This window comes from Kordia sp. SMS9 (assembly GCF_003352465.1).
Lineage (GTDB): Bacteria > Bacteroidota > Bacteroidia > Flavobacteriales > Flavobacteriaceae > Kordia.
Genome location: NZ_CP031153.1, coordinates 1,520,592 through 1,541,208, shown reverse-complemented (window position 1 = coordinate 1,541,208; position 20,617 = coordinate 1,520,592). Strand labels below are relative to the sequence as shown.

Genomic DNA, 20,617 nt, shown 5'->3' with positions numbered 1-20,617 from the left:
ACTTACTAATTTTACATCATAATACTTTCATCCATGCAACTCGAAAACATCTTTGACGACAACTACTTTATGAAAAAAGCACTGCAAGAAGCCGAATTTGCGTTTGAAAAAGGCGAAATTCCCGTAGGTGCTGTGATTGTCATTGACAATAGAGTGATTGCGCGCGGACATAACTTAACAGAAACCTTAAACGATGTCACAGCGCATGCTGAAATGATGGCAATTACCGCAGCCGCAAATTTTTTAGGCGGAAAATATTTAAAAAGATGTACGCTCTACGTTACGCTTGAACCTTGCCAAATGTGTGCTGGCGCGTTGTATTGGAGTCAAATATCAAATATTGTCTACGGCGCACGCGATACCGAACGTGGTTGCATCAATTTAAACACTAAACTACATCCAAAAACCGTGATGAAAGGCGGCGTATTAGCAGAAGAAGCTTCACAATTGCTGAAACAGTTTTTTATTCAAAGACGAAATTTAAACTAATACCATTTTAAATGTAAATTGGTATAACAAAAAACGCGCAACTTTCATTGCGCGTGTAACTTGTAACGGTGGGTTTGTTGAACAATTTATTCAATAATTTGCACTTGTGTAGCAACCATCCCTTTACGGCCTTCTTCTTCTTCGTAAGAAACGTTGTCGCCTTCGTTTAATACTAAGCCATTTAAGTTGGAAACATGAACAAAAATGTCTCTTCCTGTGTTGTCGTTGGTAATGAATCCAAAACCTTTGTCTTCATTGAAAAATTTAACTGTACCAGTCATTTGTGATAAAAAATAAAATTAATAGAAAACTAAGTTACTATTTTTCAAGGACAACCCACATACATAAAGTGTGTTTTTTGTGTTATTCTTTTCGACCATAGTCATTCATTTCTTTCAATTTTTCGTTAGAAAGTATAAAATCTTCCTTTTTTTTGTCCTTGTAACGATAGTAAATAAATACAGGCATCCAAATAAAAGTGAAGATCAAAATGCAAATTCCAATCACTTTTTGATCAAAGTCTTCTTCGGCAAATTCGTAATTGTAAGCGAAAATTGAAACGCCAATTAAAGCTGTAATGAGTGTGATGAGAAAGTATTTCATAATATCGTATCTATGCTACTTTTATTGAATTAAGTATTTTTTCAATTGTATTGAATAATAGTATAAAATCTGTTGTTTTTTTAGAAGGATCGAGCCAAAAAGCAGTTGCAGTTGTCAAAATAATTTGCCCATCATGTTCAATAGCGAAGCTGATAATTTCTATTGGAATGTGTGCAGCTATTGCATGACAAAAATAACGCATCCCTTTTTTACCACCAGAAGATATTTCTTTTTTCAATTCAATTTTACAATCTTTATAAGTTGTATTATTTAATAAATCGTGTTCATATCGCTTTATAAATTCTTCTAAAGTTTCTTTCTCTTTTGTGACTTGTACTCCTAAAGTTAGTAAGTAACCTTCTGATTCTTTATCAGATTCCATAATATAAATAAGATGACCCGGCATTTCTTTTTCTTCCCAGTTTGATGGAAACGCTATTGAAAATCCATCTCTATCAACAATTTTTAATTCTTGAGAAAGAACAATTGAAGAGGCAAATACTAATATCAATATGCTGAAAATATATCTCATGCTGAAAAATACAAATTATCGCGTAAAATTAATCAACTTTCTGCGATACGCCGTCAATAATTTCGATTTTGAGACGAATCCGTAATATTTTTCATTTTTCAACACTGGTAAATTCCATGCGCTGCTATCTTGAAACTTTTTCATGACGGTTTTCATATTGTCTTCTTCATAAATAATATAATCGGGCGCGTGATGCATAATGTCATCTACGTGAAGTGACTCGTACAACGCGGTATCAAACATAAATTCACGAATATCATCCAGCAAAATAATACCGACCAAATTGTCTTCATCATCGACCACAGGAAATAAATTTCGATTCGATTTTGCCACCGCTTCATGCAGCATTTGTCCCAAAGTCATTTGTGGCTGAATGATGCTAAAGTTTTTCTCAATTACGGTATCCAAAGCCATCAACGTAAGTACCGTTTCGTCTTTATTGTGCGTTAGTAAATCGCCCGTAGCGGCTAATTCACGTGTGTAAATGGTATAATTTAATAGATTTTTTGTGATAAGAAACGAAATCGCACACGTCAACATTAAAGGTACAAATAAGTCATAACCGCCCGTTATTTCTGCAATTAAGAAAATAGCGGTTAACGGCGCATGCAATACGCCTGCAATTAATCCTGCCATTCCGACGAGTGTAAAATTAGCTTCCGAAACACTAAATCCTAATTGATTGATGATTTTCGCAACCACATTTCCGAGCGCACTTCCCATGACCATTGTTGGAATGAAAATTCCGCCCGAACCGCCCGCAGCAAAAGTTGTTGTCATTGCTACTGCTTTAAAAATGGTGATTCCGATCAATAATAGAATGACGACCCAAATATTGTCTGTATACTTATCTAAAGGTGTGGTTCCGAGTGCTTCTATATGATTGCCATCTAACAGATTGGTAATGAATCCGAAACCTTCTCCGTAGAGCGGCGGAATAAAATACAGCATGACACCAATGGTCAATCCGCCAATAATGAGTCTGTGTTTCTTCTCGCGAAAGCGTTCAAAAAATTTTGTAATCCCAAAGTGCATTTTGGTAAAGTAAATAGACGCAAAAGCCGTTCCTACACCTAGTAAAATGTAAAAAGGAATGTCGCCCAACTGAAATTGTTCTATAAGATTGAAATTGAATAAGTTTTCATTTCCCAAGAAAAAATACGACGTTACTACTGCCGAAACTGATGCTAATAACAACGGAATTAAAGACGTTAAGGTTAAATCGAGACTGAACACTTCTATCGCAAATATAATGGCTGCAATGGGCGATTTAAAGATGGACGAAATGGCACCAGCCGCCGCACAACCAATCAACAACATCCGCGTTTTGCTGTCAATATGAAACAATTTGCTAATGTTGGAACTTATGGCAGAACCTGAAGCTACTGCTGGTCCGAGCAATCCGACGGAACCTCCAAAACCAACCGTTAACGGTGCGGTAAGTAGCGGAATGTACATTTTGTGATTTTCCATGATGCCCGTACGTTTCGATAACGCATACAGAATAGAAGAAATGGCGTGTTCGGTTTCTTTTTTAAAGACGAATCGCAACAATACATATACCAAAAACAAGCCGATAATGGGCAAAATAAAGTACAATTGGTTTTTAGAAAAGATAATTCCGTTTTCCAACAATGCCTGAATAGAAAACGTGATGTTTTTAATCGTTACTGCCACCAAACCAGAGCTTAAACCGACTAAAACACTTAATATATACACGAAATTTTTATTGGAAATATGTTTGTATCTCCAAATTAAAAAGCGTGTAAAGCGTGATTTTTTCTGTGATGGCATCTTGCGTTTGTATCTTTTAAAAGTACAAATCTAATCCATCGTTTCCAATTTCGCTTGTAGGTTTGTATAATCTTCCAAATAGAGTTGACGAATGGTTTCTACGTACGGACGCTTATCCGTGTAACCATTTTGGAAATCTTGAATTGCTTCTTCAAGAATTTGCAACGCTGCTTTTGTATCTTTTTTTGCAATAATTGCCGCTTTGTAATATTTCGGATCAGCAAAGTCTGCATTGTATTTGAGTAAGGTGTTTAAATCTTTCAGTGCTTTTTCGTCGTTTCCAGCTTCATAATGTGCGATGCCGCGATATAGAAATGCTTCATGTTCTACCCAATCTTCACCACTTTCGTCAATTTCTTTTTGAATGTGTTTGTCAAAATAGGCAATACTGTTTTTGTAATCTTTTAAGCCCAAATAAGCAATTCCGCGCCAATAATCGACACTATGTCCTTGCGGATTGTCTATAAAGTTTGGCGTAAGTGTGTCTGTTGCATCAAAATCGGCAATGGCACTTTTATAATCGCGATAAAACCACAAATAATTGTATCCACGATAGCCTTGCCAAGCAATAGGATCGAGTTCCACCGCTTTGTCAATGTATTTTTTCCACAAATGTGGCATGCCTCTTTTTAGGAAAGGAATGGACAATTCGCGCCACGATTCTGCATGTGTCGGATCGAGTTCTACAGCTCTCGCAAATGCGTTGATTCCGTTTTGAGATCCTTGGTAATGTTTCATTCCGCGTTGAAAACTCTCTAAGGCACGTTTTTTTCGCTCGCTTTCATCTTCGCAAGCACACAATACTGATATCGCTAGTATACTAAGGAAGAATTTCTGTAATGTTTCCATTTTCTATTCGGTATGAGATGTACATGTATGTATCGTAAAAATTGCCACGTATAAAGTTTGGCGTCCATTCTTTAAGTTGCGTGGTCAACCCAAAAAGTTGTTCTTTTAAGTCTTTGTTAAATGTTTTTGGTTGTAAATCCAAGTCGTTTTCATGAATCACATACCGTCCTGCTTCTCCTTTGCAATTGATGACAAAGCGAATGTTGAGATAGCCAGAATCTGTATAGTTTTTGTTTTGATAGTTTGACAAGATAAAGTTACGCAATCCATTTTTCCCTTGGCTATACTGTGCATATTCTGGATTGTAATATTGCAAAATATAGTCTTCATTACAGGCTGAAAATCCGTCACTTAGCAACGCTGTTGCAGGATCAATATAATGTGCATCTGAAGTAAATGCATTTTCTGTGGGAATATAGGTTTCTTCTTTTGGTAGCTGTTCGCAAGAAGCAACGCAAATGGCTAACACGATAGCAATGCTATATATTTTTCGAGTTTTGATTGTTCTCATACTGCAAAAATATCTAAAATTAATCAGAAATACGATCAATTTTCAACATACAACGTATCTGTTAGTATGAATTACTTTTTTAGTTTTATTAATGACAAATAAGTAAGCTTTTAGAAGCTACACTCTTCATTATGGATCAAAATTGAAAGTTTTTTGAAAAAGTTGTATTTTTATGTGAGAAAAGTCATTCTTACAAATGGCAAAAATTAATCTTTAACTAAAAAAGAAAGTTATGAAAAAGAAAACATTAGAAAAATTACAGTTTTCAAAGAAAACCATTAGCAATTTACGTTGTACCGTTGTAAAAGGAGGCGCAAGTGCTTTAGAATGGCAGTGTGACCAATTGAGTATTACCTGTGATCCATCGTTCAAATTTTCATGTCCAAACAGAGGTTGCCAAATGAATTAGAGATAATAAAGCTGTCTAAGAAGTTTTGAAAACCAAATCAATAATGAATCTAGTTCAACGAAAGGTTTGGCTTAATATTTTATTTCTTTTTAGACAGCCTTTTTACTGTTTATTTTTCTTGTATATTCAGCTGTATACTGAGTTCTTTTAATTGTTCCGAATCAATTGGCGCAGGTGCATCAATCATGACATCACGACCAGAATTGTTTTTTGGGAACGCAATGAAATCACGAATCGTTTCTTGTCCGCCTAAAATGGCAACCAATCTATCCAATCCAAACGCCAATCCACCATGTGGCGGCGCTCCGTATTGGAAAGCGTCCATTAAGAACCCGAATTGCGCTTTCGCTTCTTCTTCGGTAAATCCTAAATGCTTAAACATGACAGCTTGCATTTCTTTATCGTGAATACGAATAGATCCACCACCGATTTCATTTCCGTTTAAGACCAAATCATACGCGTTTGCTTTTACATCGCCAGGATTGCTGTCTAATAATTGTAATTGTCCTGGTTTTGGAGACGTAAATGGATGGTGCATGGCGTGATAGTGTCCTGTTTCTTCGTCGAGTTCTAACAACGGAAAATCTACCACCCAAAGTGGCGCAAATTCTTTTGGATTTCGCAAGTTTAAGCGTTCTGCCATTTCCATACGTAAGGCGCTTAGTTGCGCACGAACTTTATTGGTATTCCCTGATAATACACAGATTAAATCACCTGGCTTGGCTCCTGTAACTTCCGCCCATTTTGCCAAATCTTCTTGGTCGTAGAATTTATCTACCGATGATTTGAAGCTTCCATCTTCATTGCATTTTACATAGACCATTCCGAGCGCACCAACTTGTGGACGTTTTACCCAATCAATGAGTTTGTCAATTTGCTTTCGTGTGTAACTTGCAGCTTCAGGAACGGCAATTCCAACCACCAATTCTGCCGAATTGAATACGTTGAATTCTTTGTGTTGTGCTACTTCGTTTAACTCGCCAAATTCCATTCCAAAACGAATGTCTGGTTTGTCATTTCCGTAGGTTTTCATGGCATGATCAAAGGTCATTCTTGGGAATTTATCTACTTCTATTCCTTTGATTTCTTTGAGTAAGTGACGCGTTAGTCCTTCAAATACGTTTAAAATATCTTCTTGTTCTACAAACGCCATTTCGCAGTCAATTTGCGTAAATTCTGGTTGTCTGTCGGCACGTAAATCTTCATCGCGAAAGCATTTTACAATTTGAAAGTATTTGTCCATTCCGCCCACCATCAATAATTGTTTGAAGGTTTGTGGCGATTGTGGCAAGGCGTAAAATTGTCCTTCATTCATACGAGAAGGCACTACAAAATCACGTGCGCCTTCTGGTGTCGATTTGATTAAGTATGGCGTTTCTACCTCAATAAATTCTTGCGAAGACAAGTATTTGCGCACTTCCATCGTTACTTTATGACGAAAGATGAGACTGTCTTTTACAGGATTTCGACGAATGTCTAGGTAGCGATATTTCATTCGGATATCTTCTCCTCCATCCGTTTCATCTTCAATCGTAAATGGTGGCAATAATGAAGCGTTAAGCACCGTTAATTCGGTTACTAAAATTTCAATATCGCCCGTAGGCATTTTTGCGTTTTTCGCTTCACGTTCTATCACGTTTCCTTTCACTTGAATTACGAATTCGCGACCAAGTGTTTTTGCGGTTTCAAAAACGGTTGTTGGTGTGCGTTCTTCATCGAAGATTAATTGTGTGATTCCGTAGCGATCGCGGAGATCTACCCAAATCATAAATCCTTTATCTCTAGACTTTTGAACCCAACCTGCTAAGGTAACTTCTTGTGAAATGTGTGATGCTCTTAGTTCACCACAACTATGTGATCTGTACATGTGTATGCGATTTTAAAAGCGCAAATTTACAAGTTTTTAGTGGATGAAGTGTGTTGGAAGTGGAAATAAATTTGAAAATGATACTATTCTTTTCATTGATATCTCGACTGCGCTCGATATGACATTTTCACAAATAAAAAAACGCTCCACAATAGTTTGTGAAGCGCTTAGTATTCTTGGCAGTTTTATTAGTTGAAAACCGTGTCCAATGGCTGATTAACCAAGCCTGTTTGTTTGGCTTTGTCTTGACTTTCTTTCGCAGCAATGACATATAAGTTGAACTCGTAATTTTCAAGCAGCGGTGTAGATACATTTCCTTGTACTTTATACACTGGAAGCAAGTAGCGTTGTAAGTCGGTTGGATCTGCAGTGTAATACCCTAAACTTACATCCGTGATTTCCCCAGAGCTTTTTCCTTGTTCTTTGATAGTAGCAAAACGAGAATTGTCTAACACTTGCTGCAATGCTTCTTCAGGTGAAATGATCGCTATTTTACCTGCCTGTTTGGGCGTTCTGTAAAAATGTAAAACCTCCACAGATTGATCTTTTGTGACGTATGATACTTGGGTTTTAGCACCCGAACCAAATAATGGAAATCCGTCCAATTCATACGAAAAATTTATATTGACGCTTGTTGGATATTGTTCTCCTTTTTCGTCTTTTGGCGATCGGCTAAAAGCCGCAATATTGTTAGTTACCGATTGTAATTTCATGAATTGGGTGTCAATTTTTAGTTTTTCTAACAATTGAACTGCATTTTTTGTAGCTTCATCTCGGTCTGGAAGATTTTCTGAAAGTTTTCTATTTTCACTGAATGCATTCACGCGATCGGTCCACCAAAAAGAATCGCTTGCAGTGTAAATTTCCAACGCTTCTTTTTCATTTTTGATGATCAGTTGTTCGCCTAAATCTCTAAGTTCACCTTCCGTTTTGAAGTTGGAGCGCAAAAATTCCACACGTTTCATCACATAATCGGCATAGTCTCTGTTTCTAGTGGATGCTGTACCAAAGTGAAAGGTTTTATACATGAATATGTCGCCAACGTGCTTTGGTAATTTTGTGTTTATTTTGAATAATGAATCGTTCATCTTTGTGATTTTTATAATTAGCAATTTCCGTTAAGGTATAGTAACATATCAGGATTGTCAGGATCTGGACTTACAAATCCTTTTCCATGCCAATGATCGTTATAGGTAGTAATTCCGCCTTCGTTGGCACGTAAATACGCCCATTTTGTTGCATTAGGTTCCGTTTCTTTACAAGCTTTTATCCATGCTTCACGCATGGTCCAGCCATCATTTAATCGGTTGGCAAATTTTTTCCCTCTACTTTTTCTGTCATAACAAATTGTTGCAAATCCTAAAATATAGTGCAATCCTTTAAAAACGCCCCAACCCCAACGGTTCCATAAGCCGTTAAAATCTAGTGCATTGCATCCATCAAAAACAATCCATTCTAAGTCTTTGTCGCCCAATTCCATTTCTGTATTTCGGGCTTTTGCATTGTCGCGATCGTTTCGACCAAATAATAAATAATCTCTAGCACCGTGACCTGAGAAAAAAGCAATATCAACATTATCAATATATGTTGTATCAGTTCCCGCGTTTGGCGATCCTTTTCCTGATTTTTCAAAATCTTGATCCCAAGCTAGGTTATCTCCATAATCAAATTGTCGCGTGCCATGCAGCGTGTTATAAAAACCTCTGGCATTGTCATCGTTATTATTAAGATCAGAAGCGTTGCCATTATATTGGTTTACCCATTCTATTCCAATTGCCCCCATAAGTAGTAGTTTTTTTAAATTATATCAATTTACATTTAAAATGGTGTTTTGGATACGAAGTTGCTTTGGCTGTATAGCCTTAGCTACGGAACGTATTCACAAAGAACTAAACTGCCAAATGAACGAGTTTATAAACATCATTTTATGTGTAAATTGGTATTAGTTTTAGTTTTTCTCAAAAATACATGCTAATCTGATGAATAACTGCCATCTTAACCCTAATTACGAATAGGTGTTTTTCCCCTTTTTTGGCTGAATGTTATTATTAAAACCATCATTAAACTGCTGAAATACAGTATTTTTCGATTCCAATGTTAATTTAATGTTATGCAAATGTTGCTTGAAAGTAAAAAAAACGTTAAGTTTGTAATGTAAATATTAACAGAAGCCTCAAATTATTAAAAATATATAGACATGAAGAAATTACTTTTAATAGCAGTTTTCCTAGTTTCAGGACTGACTGCATTTGCGCAAAACGACAAGAAACCAACCTTAGAGAAAAAAGGAGATTTGATTGAAGCTACATATTATCATGCCAATGGTGAAGTAGCACAAACAGGTTTTTTTACCCTCGATGGAAAGTTGCAAGGAGAATGGAAATCATTTGACGTAAACGGAAAGAAAACTGCTGTTGGAAACTACGATAAAGGACAAAAAGTAGGAAAGTGGTTCTTTTGGAATACAGATCGTTTGAGTGAAGTAGATTATGCAAATAGTAAAATTAAAGACGTTAATACTTGGAAACGCTCTACTACGGTAGTTAGCAATAAATAAGTTTTTAACGATCATAAAAAAATCCCGAAATTGTATGATTTCGGGATTTTTTTGTTTTTATAAGTTTCTATTTTATTACACCGTTTCTATCGGTAAATCAATTTCGTTGATGTTGTCATCTTCATCTGCGTCGTTGATAATGCTACCATATTCTATAGGACGTTTGCTTTTGAACGCCCAAAATTTGAATTTCGTAATGAGATAGAATAGTATTGGAACGATGATTAACGTTAGGAATGTTGCAATAATCAATCCGTAAATAACTGTCCAGGCTAATGGTCCCCAGAATATGACGTTGTCTCCTCCTAAATATATTTTTGGATCAAATTCACTGAATAGCGAGAAGAAATCAATATTGAATCCGATGGCGAGCGGAATTAATCCTAAAACCGTTGTAATTGCTGTTAGTAATACAGGACGCAAACGCGCTTTTCCAGCTTTTACGATAGCTTCAAATACATGCGGTATTGGTAAATAGGTGTCTTTCGGAATTTTTAATTGATGTTTTTTTCGATCAATCAGTAATTGTGTATAATCGAGTAAAACCACACCATTATTTACCACAATTCCCGCAAGGGAAATAATTCCCATCATGGTCATCATAATAACAAATGGCGCACCTGTGATTAATAATCCTCCAAAAACACCAATCAAACTTAAAAAGATCGCAATCATGATGATGGTTGGTTTTGAGATTGAACTAAATTGGAAGATCAGAATCAGCATAATTAACCCTAAACCAGCAAAGAATGCACTCATTAAAAAGATCATTTGCTTTTCTTGTTCTTCAATTTGTCCTGTAAAATCAACTTTAATTCCTTCTGGCTTAAATTCGTCTCCAAGTTCTGCTTTGATTTGATCTACAATCGCAGCAGCATCTGTGTAGCCTGGTGCGAGTCCTGAATATACGGTTACAACACGTTTGTAATCGTTGTGTTTGATGGCGCTAAATCCAGAGGTATTTCGTTGTTTGGTAACTGCCGACACTGGAATTTCTTTCAATTGCCCCATTTGATTTCTAAAAATCAATTTTTGATTGAACAACGAACTTTTGTTATAACGATTGTCTTGATTGAAACGCACATATATATCATAATCTTCGCCATCTTCCTTGTACACCGCAGCTTTTACACCAAATAGTGAGTTACGTAGTTGTTCCCCAACTTGTCCTGCAGAAACACCTAATTCTCCCGCTTTTTCACGATCTACCACGACTTGCATCGCAGGTTTTCCTTTGTTCACGTCGATTTTTAATTCTTCAATTCCTGCAATATTTTTTGAGTTGATGAGATCGCGTAATTTTTCAGCTTCGGCGATTAATTTTGTATAATCTTTTCCTTCTAATTCAATATTGATCGGATACCCAACAGGCGGACCAACCGCATCTTTTTCTACAGAAATGGCAACTCCTGGATAAATTCCTTTGAGTGCTTCCGTTACTTTTTTACGCAATACTTCACTGTCTTTTCCTTTTCGGAATTTGTATTCGCGCATAGACGCGGTAATTTTACCTTTATGTGGCATTTCCGCAGTAGAACCACCATCGGTTTGTGGATTTCCAGCACCTTCACCTACTTGTGATACGGCAGATTCTACTAAGAAATTACTACCATCTTCCATGTATTCGTCATCTCTCAGAACTTCGTATACACGTTGTTCAATAGATTTGGTGATTTCATTCGTCTTTTCAATCGCGGTTCCTTGTGGATATTCAATATAAACGATGATTTGATTTGGTTTGTTATCTGGAAAGAACTCTACTTTGGTTCGTTTGCTTCCTATGGATTGTCCGAAGAATGCAAACGTCACAATTAGTAACATAAAAGTTCCAAAAGAGAATGCAAACGATTTCCATCCCGTTAAGGCATATCGCAAGAAACGTTCGTACGCTCTTTCAAGTGCTGCTAATATTTTCGTTTGGAAAAAACGTGCCAATGGTTTGAGGACATATTTGTATACCCAAAACATGATTGCAATAAAGATAAATAAGGTTCCTAATCCTCTCGCATCGCCACCAATTAGATAACATATAACACCTAAAAATAATAGTACAGCAGTGAGAATGAGCAATTGTCTTAGTTTGAGTTCACGCTCGCCGACTTCCATAAATTGGGAAACCATCATGGAGTTGATAAATATTGCCACAAATAAGGATGAACCTAATACGACAGAAAGTGTAATTGGGAAGTAGATCATGAATTGCCCCATGACACCAGGCCACATTCCAAGCGGAACGAATGCCGCTACTGTAGTTAAGGTAGAAATGATGATGGGAAATGCAATTTCTCCGATTCCTTTTTTGGCAGCTTCTATTCGCGACATTCCTTCTTCGTCCATCAAACGATATACGTTTTCCACAACTACAATTCCATTATCGACGAGCATTCCAAGTCCCATAATGAGTGCAAAAAGAATCATGGTATTCATGGTATATCCTAACAAATTCAGAATCATAAACGACATAAACATGGACATTGGAATTGCCAATCCTACGAATAGTGCGTTTCTAAATCCTAAGAAAAACATTAAGATATACACAACCAAGATGATTCCGAAAATGATATTGTTGACCAAGTCATTTACTTGGTTGATGGTTTTTTCAGATTGATCATTAGTAATCGTTACTTTTAAGTCTTCATGCTCTTTTTTGAAATCATCAATAATGACATTGATTTTTTCTGCGGCAGCGACCATATTTTTTCCCGCACGCTTTTTCACATCGAGCATGACCACTCTTTTTCCAAACTCACGCGCATAGGTTGTTTTGTCTTCTTCTTGAAATTTTACCGTTGCAATATCACGCAAGTATACTGGTCCATCTAAAGATTTTACCACAAAGTCATTCAGCTCTTTTGGCTCCTCAATTTCTCCTAAAATACGAATGGTACGTCTTTGTCCTGAAGAGATTAAGTTTCCAGCAGAAATCGTGACGTTTCCATTGGCAATGGCATTTTTAACATCGTCAAAGTTTACTTTTGCGGCCATCATTTTATACACGTCTACCGCAACTTCTACTTCTCTTTCTTGTGCTCCACGAATGTCTACTTGTTTTATTTGCTCTAAGTCTTCTATTTCATCTTCTAGAAATTCTGCATACTCTTTGAGTTTTTCCACCGTGTAATCACCCAAAATGTTGATGTTTAGAATTGGCGTTTCTTCTGAGATGTTTAAGTCAAACACATTTGGTTCTACTTTTGCGCCGTTGAACGTTGGCCAATCTTCTCCACCTTTTTCAGTATCGACTTTGTCTTTTATTTTCGTTTTGGCTTCTTCAACTGTAATGTCTTCGTCAAATTCAACTACAATAATTCCGTAGTCTTCTTGTGAAGTTGACGTTACTTCTACCACATTACTGATATTTTTAATTTGATCTTCGAGCGGATCTACAATCAGCTTTTCAATATCTTCGGCGGTATTTCCTGGATAAATGGTACTGATGTAAATTTTTGTTTCCTTGATTTCCGGAAAGTTTTCCCTTGGCATGCTAAAGTACGCCGACAATCCGAGTACCAACAACAATCCCATAATGATGTAGATAATGGTAGGATTATCTATTGCCCAAGAGGATAATTTGAATTCCTTATTTATTTTTTTATCTGACATTGGTCGCTGTTATTTTTTTGTTAGAATCGTTACTTCTTGTCCGTCATTTACACTACGTGCACCTTCATCTACAACTGCGTCTCCATTTTTTAATCCGTCTAAGACTTCAATAAAGTCACCTTGTGTTTTTCCTGTTTTGATAACGGCTCTTTTGGCTTTGGCTGTTTTTCCTTGAATGGAATCTGCTACATATACATATTGCTCGCCTTCTGCATTTTCGGAAATGACATTTTGCGGAATTAAAATTGCGCTTGGGTTTGTGTAATCGTTGATTTTAAGCTTTGCCGTAAGATTCGGTTTAATGTTTCCATCTTTGTTATTAACGCCAATTTCCACTTTGAACGTACGGTTGTTTGGATCAATAAAATCTGCCGCTTGGCGAATTTTTTCATTCACCGTTTTTCCTAATACTGGAAAATATACTTCTACATTTTTTCCTTTTGTCACACTTGTCAGGTATTTTTCAGGAATGACCGCTTCAATGTACATATCGCGCAAGTTTACAATACGAATCAATTGTGATTGTCCCGCAGCAACTACCGAACCTTGCTCAGTAATGACATCATCAATAACACCTGAAAAAGGTGCTCTGACCGCAGTTTTGCTCAATTGCGTTTGCAACTGATCTACGGCTTTTTGTTGCGCTTCGTATGCAGATTTTGCTTGTAAAAACTGTATTTCCGAACCAATTTTTTGATCCCACAATCTTTTTTGACGATCGTAGGTTGTTTTTGCCAAGTCAGCTTGAATTTGCAATTGCGATACTTGCTGACTCAATCCGCCATCGTCGATTCTTCCTAAAATTTGCCCTTTGGAAACACGTTGTCCTTCTTTGACAAATACTTGTTTTAGAATTCCGCTATACTCTGGCGTGATGACTATATTTTTTTTGGTGTCTACACTTCCTTGTAATTCTAGGTAATGATTGAAAATGCTGTCTTTGGCAGAAAATACCGTAATAAAAGTTTTCTTTTTCGTTGGATTGATTTCTTCAATAGCCTCTGAAAGCTGTTTGATTTTTGCATCCAATTCACTCCTTTCTGTTTTTAAAGCGTCTCTTCTTTCTGTTAGTTTTTCAACGTTTTTTTCAGTGATTAACGTGTCAATGTCTTTCTCTTTTCCGCCGCCGCACGATGCAAGTATAAGGATGATTGGAAGAAGGAGGATATTTATTTTTTTCATTATTGTTGTTTTTTGTTGTCAGTTTTTTGTTATTGGTTTATTAGTTTAGCTGCGATTTGCGTAATGCATTTAACATTCTGCTAATTTCTTCTATGTCTTTTCTAGTTAATTCATATACATCTTTAATTATAAAGTTTAAGTCGTATGCAATAACCCGTTGGCTTAATAACTCAATTAAGGAACTATAGGCAATTTCTGTAAATCTTGCTTTATCATTTGCGGAATTTCTACCTGTACCTTCAGCTATATTTGAAGCGACAGAAATACTACATCTTCTTATTTGACTTATAAGTCCAAAGCGTTCTACTTCAGGAAATTTTCCTGTGATTGTATATATGTTTACAGCTAAGGTTTTTGACTTTTGCCAAACATTCAATTTTTCAAATGAGAACTGTTTCATAAACTTTTAAACATATAAACTATTAAACTTTATAAATTAATTCGTTGTATTTAAAATCGTTTCCAACGCTGCTTTTTTGTTAATAACATCCAGCATAGCTTGTAAATATTCTTGTTGTGCTGTGTAGAGTTGTGTTTGTGCTTGGCGCAAATCGAAACTAGAACCTACACCTTCAAAAAACTTGACTTGATTTTTTTTCTCGATACGTTCCGAAAGCCTCAAATTTTTCTTTGAAGTTTCGTATTCTTCAATGGATAATTGATAGTCGCTTTTTGCAGAAGCAATTTGAAATTTTAGTTGTTGTTCTACTTCCAACAAATCATCTTGTGCTTTTTCAAGATTGATTTTTGCACGTTGCGTAGAAGCACTTCGTTTCAAGGAACTGAAAATCGGAATGTTCAAACTAAATCCAAAAGAGGCAATTCCTAACCAGGTTTGATTGTTGGTAAAAAATTCAAACTGATCACCATTTCCTAAATACGAACCAGATAAAAATCCGCTCAATGATGGCAGCGCTTTGCTTTTTTCTAATTTGACCAATAATTCTTTGGAACGCGTATCATTTGCCGCAATTTTATAATCGATCGTTTTCGTCACATCTTCATCGGCTTCTAAGAGTGATGGTGTTATGTTTTGAAACGTTAGCGTTGGCAACGTATCTGTTAGTTTGGTTTCGTTGTTTACATCAATTCCCAACGTAATATTGAACATTTGATAGGAAAGATCGCGCAGACGCTTCATATTTCTCAAATTACTCTCCACACTTGACAACGTAATTTCTAATTGTTCTACATTTTCTTCCTCTGTCAAACCATTTTCATAAATTTTACGAGTTTCGCTCAAATTGTCTTCCAGCGTTTTCTTATTTCGCTCTAAAATCATAATACTTTCTTCAGCAAGTAACACATTTCCATAGGCGTTTATGACTCCTTGACGAATTTCTAAATCGGTTTTTTCTTTGGCATTTTTAGAAATTTCTAAAAATACTTTTGCCGATTGCAATCCTACCAAATACGAACCATCAAACACCAATTGCGATAACGTCGCCGTTGCTGTTACAGACTGCTGAGCACCAAAGTCAATGAATCCGTTTTCATCAAAATCGACCGCATCTTCAAATTGCTGTTTTATGTTGTATATGTAGTCAATATTACCATTCAGTTGCGGAAGTCCATCCGCTGTCGTTTCCCATTTTTGCTCTTTCGCAGCTTCAATATCACGAACTGCATTTTTGACTGTTCTGTTATTTTCAAGCGCAAAAGTAATGGCTTCCTCTAAAGAAAAGCTTCTGGGTATTTCTTGATTCTGAGCAAATCCGAAACTCAGAAAACATAAACTAAAGAGATATATTAGTTTGTTTCGCATGTTATGTTAATTGGTTAGTTGTTATACATTCTTGTAAAGTTTCAAGTCCTTTAGGTGTGCAAATTCCACGCAAGTGGTATTCTAAAAATTGATCCATCAACGCGTCCATTGGAAACATTCTGGCAGGAAAAAAGTCTTGATCTTTAATCCCTGTAACGCCCGTGAAATAAATGCGTGATACAAATTCAACATTGATATTATCACGATACATTCCTGTGTGCACACCACGCTTTAAATTATCCATGACACAATCTTGCATCAAATCAAATTGCTTCTTTTTTAAGGTTGCATAGATTTTTGGATAGTATTTGTGAAGTTGATATAAAGGCGACGTTTTTTCATTTTTTAAATGTTCCATCACAAAGCGTTTGATTTCGTACAACTCTTCAATAGAGTTCTTTTCTATAGAACAAATCAAATCGATTCCTTCGCTAATTACACAAAATAGCGAACTTGTTACCTCACTTACCAATGCTGTTTTATTGTTGAAATGTGTGTAAATGGTCTTTTTGGAGATTCCCATTTCATTGGCAATATCATCCATAGTCACACTCTTAAACCCTAAGTTTAAGAACAATTCCGTTGCCGTTACTTTTATTTTATCTTTCATAAGTAGGCTGCAAAAATATGCAGGAAACTTTGAAAACAAAAAAAGTTTCCAAAGTTTTTACAATTATTTAACAATTCATTTTAATTTGCATGCAAAGGAAATATGGTATTTTTGGTAAAATTTTCACATACATGATACAGATTGCTCAATACAGAGAAACATTTATTGAATATCTTGAAGAAAAAGTAGTATTAACCGAACCGAAGAATTTATATGAACCTATTGTGTATATTCTTCAATTAGGTGGAAAACGCTTGCGTCCTGTGTTGACCTTGATGACGGCAGAAATTTTTGGAACTTCTCACACGAAAGCCTTAGATGCTGCCTTGGCGGTAGAAGTTTTTCACAACTTTTCGTTGGTGCATGATGATATTATGGATGGCGCGCCATTGCGAAGAGGAAAAGCAACCGTACATGAAAAGTGGGATTTGAATACTGGTATTTTATCAGGCGATGCGATGTTGATTTTAGCCTATCAATTGTTTGAAAATTATGAAGGTCCAATTTTTAAAGCGTTGGCAGAATTATTTAGTAAAACAGCCATTGAAGTGTGTGAAGGACAGCAATATGATGTGGATTTTGAAACGAGAAACGATGTGACCATTCCTGAATATTTGAGAATGATTGAATATAAAACCGCCGTTTTGGTCGGCGCCGCGATGAAAATGGGTGCTATTATTGCAGAAACCAGCGAACAAGATGCACAAGGCATTTACGATTTTGGTCGTTATTTAGGATTGGCTTTTCAGCTTCAAGATGATTATTTAGATGCCTACGGCGATCCAGAAACGTTTGGAAAACAAGTTGGCGGCGATATTATTGAAAATAAAAAGACCTATTTATACTTAAAAGCACTTGAAAACAGTTCAAAAGAAGACACAAAAACACTGTTGCGATTATTTTCTGAGAAATCTGAAGGTACTGACGAAAAAGTAGCGACTGTGAAAGCTATTTTTAACAAAGCTAATATACCAGAAACGATGAAAACGGCCATTTCTGAGTATACACAAAAAGCGTTTAAAGTATTGCAAACGTTGCATATTGGCGACAAAGAAAAGCAACAACTTCAAGCGTTTGGTAAGCAATTGATGAATAGAACGGTATAGATTTTAGACCGCGCTGTTGCGCTGTTAGATTTTTTTGGCTTTTGAATTACCAAACGTCACTTCGAGTGAATTTGTGCAGCAAATTTGTATCGAGAAGTACTTGGACGAAATTGAATACTTATACCAATTAAAAAAGGGAATGTTTTCCAACATTCCCTTCTTCTATATGCTAATGTAAGTTTTGAAACTCACACTGTTATCAAATTCAATTTAAGAACCACACATTAAGCAATCATCATCTTGCCCGTCTTTAGCTCTTGCAATCATTTCTTTCATTTCTTCTGGCGTTAATGGCTCAACTGCTACTGGAGTTGGTTTTTCGGCTACCGTTTGTACAGAAATTGACGTGGCAGCTTCAACAGCTACAGGCGCTTTTTTTACCTCTTTCTTCAAGGTAAATTTAATCGCATCAACTGCCGATTTTGTACGCAAGTAATACATTCCTGTTTTTAATCCAGATTTCCAAGCGTAGAAATGCATAGACGTTAATTTTGCCATGGTTGCACCTTCCATAAACAAGTTTAGTGACTGCGATTGATCAATGAAATATCCTCTGTGACGCGACATGTCAATGATGTCTTTCATGCTCAATTCCCACACTGTTTTATACAATTCTTTGATGTCTTGTGGAATTTCGTCAATGTGTTGGATAGAACCATTGGCACGCATCAATTCTTGCTTTAAATCTTCTGTCCAAAGGTTTAAGCTTACTAAATCTTCTAGCAAATGCTTATTCACCACAATGAATTCTCCAGAAAGTACTCTTCGCGTATAAATGTTTGATGTATACGGCTCAAAACACTCGTTGTTTCCAAGAATTTGTGAGGTAGATGCTGTTGGCATTGGCGCTACTAATAACGAGTTACGCACACCATTTTCAGCTACTTGCTTGCGCAGTTTTCCCCAGTCCCAACGTCCGCTGAGTTCTTCATCTTTAATTCCCCAAAGATTGTGTTGGAATTCTCCTTTTGATATTGGCGAACCTTCATACGTTTGGTATGGACCTTCTATTTTTGCCATTTCCATAGAAGCCGTAACTGCTGCAAAGTATAAGGTTTCAAAAATCTCTTGGTTTAGCTTTTTTGCTTCATCAGACGTAAAAGGCATACGCAGTTTGATGAACGTATCTGCCAATCCTTGCACACCCAATCCAATTGGACGGTGACGGAAGTTAGAGTTTTCTGCTTCTTTTACAGGATAGTAATTACGATCAATTACTTTGTTTAAGTTTTTCGTCACACGTTTTGTCACACGGAATAATTCTTTGTGATCAAATTCTTTTCCTTTGATAAACATTGGCAATGCAATCGAAGCCAAGTTACACACGGCAACTTCATCAGGAGACGTATACTCCATGATTTCCGTACATAAATTTGAAGAACGAATGGTTCCTAAGTTCTTTTGGTTCGATTTACGGTTTGCCGCATCTTTATACAACATGTATGGCGTTCCTGTTTCAATTTGAGATTCTAGGATTTTCTCCCATAACTCACGCGCCTTGATGGTTTTTCTTCCTTTTCCTGCTGCTTCGTATTGTAAGTACAATGCTTCAAACTCTTCACTATGAACGTTGAATAAGTTTGGACATTCGTTAGGACACATCAATGTCCAAGGTCCATTTTCTTCTACACGTTTCATGAATAAATCTGGAATCCACATTGCATAGAATAAATCGCGCGCACGCATTTCTTCTTTTCCATGATTCTTTTTCAAGTCTAGAAAGTCAAAAATATCCGCATGCCAAGGTTCTACATAAATTGCAAATGAGCCTTTACGCTTTCCGCCACCTTGATCTACATAACGTGCCGTATCATTGTATACACGCAACATTGGCACAATTCCATTACTTGTTCCGTTAGTTCCTGCAATGTATGATCCTGTTGCACGTACATTGTGAATAGACAATCCTATTCCACCTGCAGATTGTGAAATTTTTGCCGTTTGTTTGAGCGTATCGTAAATTCCATCAATACTATCATCTTGCATTGCTAACAAGAAACAAGATGACATTTGTGGTTTTGGCGTTCCCGAGTTGAAAAGCGTTGGCGTTGCATGCGTAAAGTACTTTTTAGACATCAATTCGTATGTTTCAATCGCTGCGTCTAAATCGTTTAAGTGAATTCCAACAGAAACACGCATAAGCATGTGCTGTGGACGTTCTGCAATTTTACCGTTTAATTTTAGTAAGTAGGAGCGTTCTAAGGTTTTAAATCCGAAGTAATCGTATCCAAAATCGCGATTATAGATAATGGTAGAATCCAAGCGATCTGCATTTTCCATAATTACATTATACACCTCATCTGATAATAATGGTGCTTTTTTTCCTGTTCTTGGATTTACATATTCGTACAAATCCACCATCGCTTCCGAGAATGATTTTTTGGTGTTTTTGTGTAAGTTTGACACGGAAATACGCGCTGCCAATCGTGCATAATCAGGATGCGTTGTCGTCATGGTGGCGGCAATTTCTGCTGCCAAATTGTCTAATTCTGAAGTGGTTACTCCATCATATAATCCTTCAATTACACGCATCGCAACTTTTACAGGATCTACTAAATCATTTAAGCCATAGCATAACTTTCTCACTCGCGAAGTGATCTTGTCAAACATCATTGGCTCTTTTCTTCCGTCTCTTTTTACTACAAACATACGCTCATCTGTTTTTTGTGCTTTTCTCACTTTCGTTGAGAAAAGGGGTTAGTTTTTTTACCAATTTTCGGGAAAAAATTGGCATGTTGGG

General features: G+C 36.5%; 19 protein-coding genes. 4 read left to right on the top strand and 15 right to left on the bottom strand.

The features are described 5' to 3' along the window. Positions 1–33: 33 nt before the first annotated feature. Positions 34–489, top strand: a complete 456-nt coding sequence (locus tag KORDIASMS9_RS06720; protein ID WP_114902108.1) for a nucleoside deaminase — start codon at positions 34–36, stop codon at positions 487–489. An 86-nt stretch (positions 490–575) separates the two neighbouring features. On the opposite strand, the gene KORDIASMS9_RS06715 is transcribed toward KORDIASMS9_RS06720, so the two are convergent. The 6 genes from KORDIASMS9_RS06715 to KORDIASMS9_RS06690 all read right to left on the bottom strand — a co-directional run bounded on the left by KORDIASMS9_RS06715 (position 576) and on the right by KORDIASMS9_RS06690 (position 4,778). Then, on the bottom strand, positions 576–770 hold the full coding sequence (locus KORDIASMS9_RS06715) for a cold-shock protein (RefSeq protein ID WP_114902107.1): 195 nt from the start codon (positions 768–770) through the stop codon (positions 576–578). Between the two features lie 82 nt (positions 771–852). Further along, on the bottom strand, positions 853–1,092 hold the full coding sequence (locus tag KORDIASMS9_RS06710) for a hypothetical protein (protein ID WP_114902106.1): 240 nt from the start codon (positions 1,090–1,092) through the stop codon (positions 853–855). Positions 1,093–1,102: 10 nt separating this feature from the next. Continuing rightward, positions 1,103–1,624 carry a hypothetical protein gene (locus KORDIASMS9_RS06705; RefSeq protein ID WP_114902105.1) on the bottom strand — a complete coding sequence of 174 codons (522 nt, stop codon included), beginning with the start codon at positions 1,622–1,624 and terminating at the stop codon, positions 1,103–1,105. A 15-nt stretch (positions 1,625–1,639) separates the two neighbouring features. Continuing rightward, complete coding sequence (locus tag KORDIASMS9_RS06700; RefSeq protein WP_114902104.1) at positions 1,640–3,418, bottom strand: chloride channel protein; 1,779 nt, start codon at positions 3,416–3,418, stop codon at positions 1,640–1,642. Positions 3,419–3,448: 30 nt separating this feature from the next. Continuing rightward, complete coding sequence (locus KORDIASMS9_RS06695; protein ID WP_114902103.1) at positions 3,449–4,267, bottom strand: tetratricopeptide repeat protein; 819 nt, start codon at positions 4,265–4,267, stop codon at positions 3,449–3,451. Next, positions 4,239–4,778, bottom strand: coding sequence for a hypothetical protein (locus KORDIASMS9_RS06690; RefSeq protein ID WP_114902102.1), 540 nt, complete (start codon positions 4,776–4,778; stop codon positions 4,239–4,241). The genes KORDIASMS9_RS06695 and KORDIASMS9_RS06690 overlap by 29 nt, the downstream gene beginning before the upstream one ends. 232 nt (positions 4,779–5,010) lie before the next feature. Between KORDIASMS9_RS06690 and KORDIASMS9_RS23115 the strand changes: the two genes are divergently transcribed. Then, positions 5,011–5,187, top strand: a complete 177-nt coding sequence (locus KORDIASMS9_RS23115) for a hypothetical protein (protein WP_162819793.1) — start codon at positions 5,011–5,013, stop codon at positions 5,185–5,187. A 109-nt stretch (positions 5,188–5,296) separates the two neighbouring features. Here the strand turns inward: KORDIASMS9_RS23115 and aspS are convergent, their stop codons facing one another. The 3 genes from aspS to KORDIASMS9_RS06675 all read right to left on the bottom strand — a co-directional run bounded on the left by aspS (position 5,297) and on the right by KORDIASMS9_RS06675 (position 8,837). Next, positions 5,297–7,054 (bottom strand): aspartate--tRNA ligase, encoded by a 1,758-nt coding sequence (aspS, locus tag KORDIASMS9_RS06685; protein ID WP_114902101.1) that lies wholly within the window; start codon positions 7,052–7,054, stop codon positions 5,297–5,299. A gap of 188 nt (positions 7,055–7,242) precedes the next feature. Beyond that, on the bottom strand, positions 7,243–8,142 hold the full coding sequence (locus KORDIASMS9_RS06680) for a hypothetical protein (RefSeq protein WP_114902100.1): 900 nt from the start codon (positions 8,140–8,142) through the stop codon (positions 7,243–7,245). A 17-nt stretch (positions 8,143–8,159) separates the two neighbouring features. Continuing rightward, positions 8,160–8,837 carry a DUF6345 domain-containing protein gene (locus KORDIASMS9_RS06675; RefSeq protein ID WP_114902099.1) on the bottom strand — a complete coding sequence of 226 codons (678 nt, stop codon included), beginning with the start codon at positions 8,835–8,837 and terminating at the stop codon, positions 8,160–8,162. A 414-nt stretch (positions 8,838–9,251) separates the two neighbouring features. Here KORDIASMS9_RS06675 and KORDIASMS9_RS06670 point away from each other — a divergent pair, with 414 nt between their 5' ends. Then, positions 9,252–9,611 carry a toxin-antitoxin system YwqK family antitoxin gene (locus tag KORDIASMS9_RS06670; protein ID WP_114902098.1) on the top strand — a complete coding sequence of 120 codons (360 nt, stop codon included), beginning with the start codon at positions 9,252–9,254 and terminating at the stop codon, positions 9,609–9,611. Positions 9,612–9,686: 75 nt separating this feature from the next. Here KORDIASMS9_RS06670 and KORDIASMS9_RS06665 read toward each other — a convergent pair whose 3' ends face one another. Genes KORDIASMS9_RS06665 through KORDIASMS9_RS06645 form a run of 5 tightly spaced genes read right to left on the bottom strand, consistent with a single transcriptional unit; the run spans position 9,687 to position 16,771 of the window. Beyond that, entirely contained in the window at positions 9,687–13,214 is a 3,528-nt protein-coding gene (locus KORDIASMS9_RS06665; protein ID WP_114902097.1) for an efflux RND transporter permease subunit, read from the bottom strand. A 9-nt stretch (positions 13,215–13,223) separates the two neighbouring features. Then, complete coding sequence (locus KORDIASMS9_RS06660; RefSeq protein WP_114902096.1) at positions 13,224–14,396, bottom strand: efflux RND transporter periplasmic adaptor subunit; 1,173 nt, start codon at positions 14,394–14,396, stop codon at positions 13,224–13,226. A gap of 40 nt (positions 14,397–14,436) precedes the next feature. Continuing rightward, a complete protein-coding gene (locus KORDIASMS9_RS06655) occupies positions 14,437–14,796 on the bottom strand; it encodes a four helix bundle protein (RefSeq protein WP_114902095.1) in 360 nt (119 codons plus the stop codon). A 36-nt stretch (positions 14,797–14,832) separates the two neighbouring features. Next, positions 14,833–16,161, bottom strand: a complete 1,329-nt coding sequence (locus tag KORDIASMS9_RS06650) for a TolC family protein (protein WP_114902094.1) — start codon at positions 16,159–16,161, stop codon at positions 14,833–14,835. Between the two features lies 1 nt (position 16,162). Continuing rightward, positions 16,163–16,771 carry a TetR/AcrR family transcriptional regulator gene (locus tag KORDIASMS9_RS06645; protein WP_114902093.1) on the bottom strand — a complete coding sequence of 203 codons (609 nt, stop codon included), beginning with the start codon at positions 16,769–16,771 and terminating at the stop codon, positions 16,163–16,165. A 131-nt stretch (positions 16,772–16,902) separates the two neighbouring features. Between KORDIASMS9_RS06645 and KORDIASMS9_RS06640 the strand changes: the two genes are divergently transcribed. Then, positions 16,903–17,877 (top strand): polyprenyl synthetase family protein, encoded by a 975-nt coding sequence (locus tag KORDIASMS9_RS06640; protein WP_114905169.1) that lies wholly within the window; start codon positions 16,903–16,905, stop codon positions 17,875–17,877. Positions 17,878–18,087: 210 nt separating this feature from the next. Here the strand turns inward: KORDIASMS9_RS06640 and KORDIASMS9_RS06635 are convergent, their stop codons facing one another. Then, positions 18,088–20,526 carry a ribonucleoside-diphosphate reductase subunit alpha gene (locus tag KORDIASMS9_RS06635; RefSeq protein WP_114905168.1) on the bottom strand — a complete coding sequence of 813 codons (2,439 nt, stop codon included), beginning with the start codon at positions 20,524–20,526 and terminating at the stop codon, positions 18,088–18,090. Between the last annotated feature and the right edge of the window lie 91 nt (positions 20,527–20,617).

Bases quoted from the DNA above. Each gene is read 5' to 3' on its own strand.
- KORDIASMS9_RS06720 (WP_114902108.1), top strand. From the start codon at position 34: ATGCAACTCGAAAACATCTTTGACGACAACTACTTTATGAAAAAAGCA.
- KORDIASMS9_RS06715 (WP_114902107.1), bottom strand. From the start codon at position 770: ATGACTGGTACAGTTAAATTTTTCAATGAAGACAAAGGTTTTGGATTC.
- KORDIASMS9_RS06710 (WP_114902106.1), bottom strand. From the start codon at position 1,092: ATGAAATACTTTCTCATCACACTCATTACAGCTTTAATTGGCGTTTCA.
- KORDIASMS9_RS06705 (WP_114902105.1), bottom strand. From the start codon at position 1,624: ATGAGATATATTTTCAGCATATTGATATTAGTATTTGCCTCTTCAATT.
- KORDIASMS9_RS06700 (WP_114902104.1), bottom strand. From the start codon at position 3,418: ATGCCATCACAGAAAAAATCACGCTTTACACGCTTTTTAATTTGGAGA.
- KORDIASMS9_RS06695 (WP_114902103.1), bottom strand. From the start codon at position 4,267: ATGGAAACATTACAGAAATTCTTCCTTAGTATACTAGCGATATCAGTA.
- KORDIASMS9_RS06690 (WP_114902102.1), bottom strand. From the start codon at position 4,778: ATGAGAACAATCAAAACTCGAAAAATATATAGCATTGCTATCGTGTTA.
- KORDIASMS9_RS23115 (WP_162819793.1), top strand. From the start codon at position 5,011: ATGAAAAAGAAAACATTAGAAAAATTACAGTTTTCAAAGAAAACCATT.
- aspS (WP_114902101.1), bottom strand. From the start codon at position 7,054: ATGTACAGATCACATAGTTGTGGTGAACTAAGAGCATCACACATTTCA.
- KORDIASMS9_RS06680 (WP_114902100.1), bottom strand. From the start codon at position 8,142: ATGAACGATTCATTATTCAAAATAAACACAAAATTACCAAAGCACGTT.
- KORDIASMS9_RS06675 (WP_114902099.1), bottom strand. From the start codon at position 8,837: ATGGGGGCAATTGGAATAGAATGGGTAAACCAATATAATGGCAACGCT.
- KORDIASMS9_RS06670 (WP_114902098.1), top strand. From the start codon at position 9,252: ATGAAGAAATTACTTTTAATAGCAGTTTTCCTAGTTTCAGGACTGACT.
- KORDIASMS9_RS06665 (WP_114902097.1), bottom strand. From the start codon at position 13,214: ATGTCAGATAAAAAAATAAATAAGGAATTCAAATTATCCTCTTGGGCA.
- KORDIASMS9_RS06660 (WP_114902096.1), bottom strand. From the start codon at position 14,396: ATGAAAAAAATAAATATCCTCCTTCTTCCAATCATCCTTATACTTGCA.
- KORDIASMS9_RS06655 (WP_114902095.1), bottom strand. From the start codon at position 14,796: ATGAAACAGTTCTCATTTGAAAAATTGAATGTTTGGCAAAAGTCAAAA.
- KORDIASMS9_RS06650 (WP_114902094.1), bottom strand. From the start codon at position 16,161: ATGCGAAACAAACTAATATATCTCTTTAGTTTATGTTTTCTGAGTTTC.
- KORDIASMS9_RS06645 (WP_114902093.1), bottom strand. From the start codon at position 16,771: ATGAAAGATAAAATAAAAGTAACGGCAACGGAATTGTTCTTAAACTTA.
- KORDIASMS9_RS06640 (WP_114905169.1), top strand. From the start codon at position 16,903: ATGATACAGATTGCTCAATACAGAGAAACATTTATTGAATATCTTGAA.
- KORDIASMS9_RS06635 (WP_114905168.1), bottom strand. From the start codon at position 20,526: ATGTTTGTAGTAAAAAGAGACGGAAGAAAAGAGCCAATGATGTTTGAC.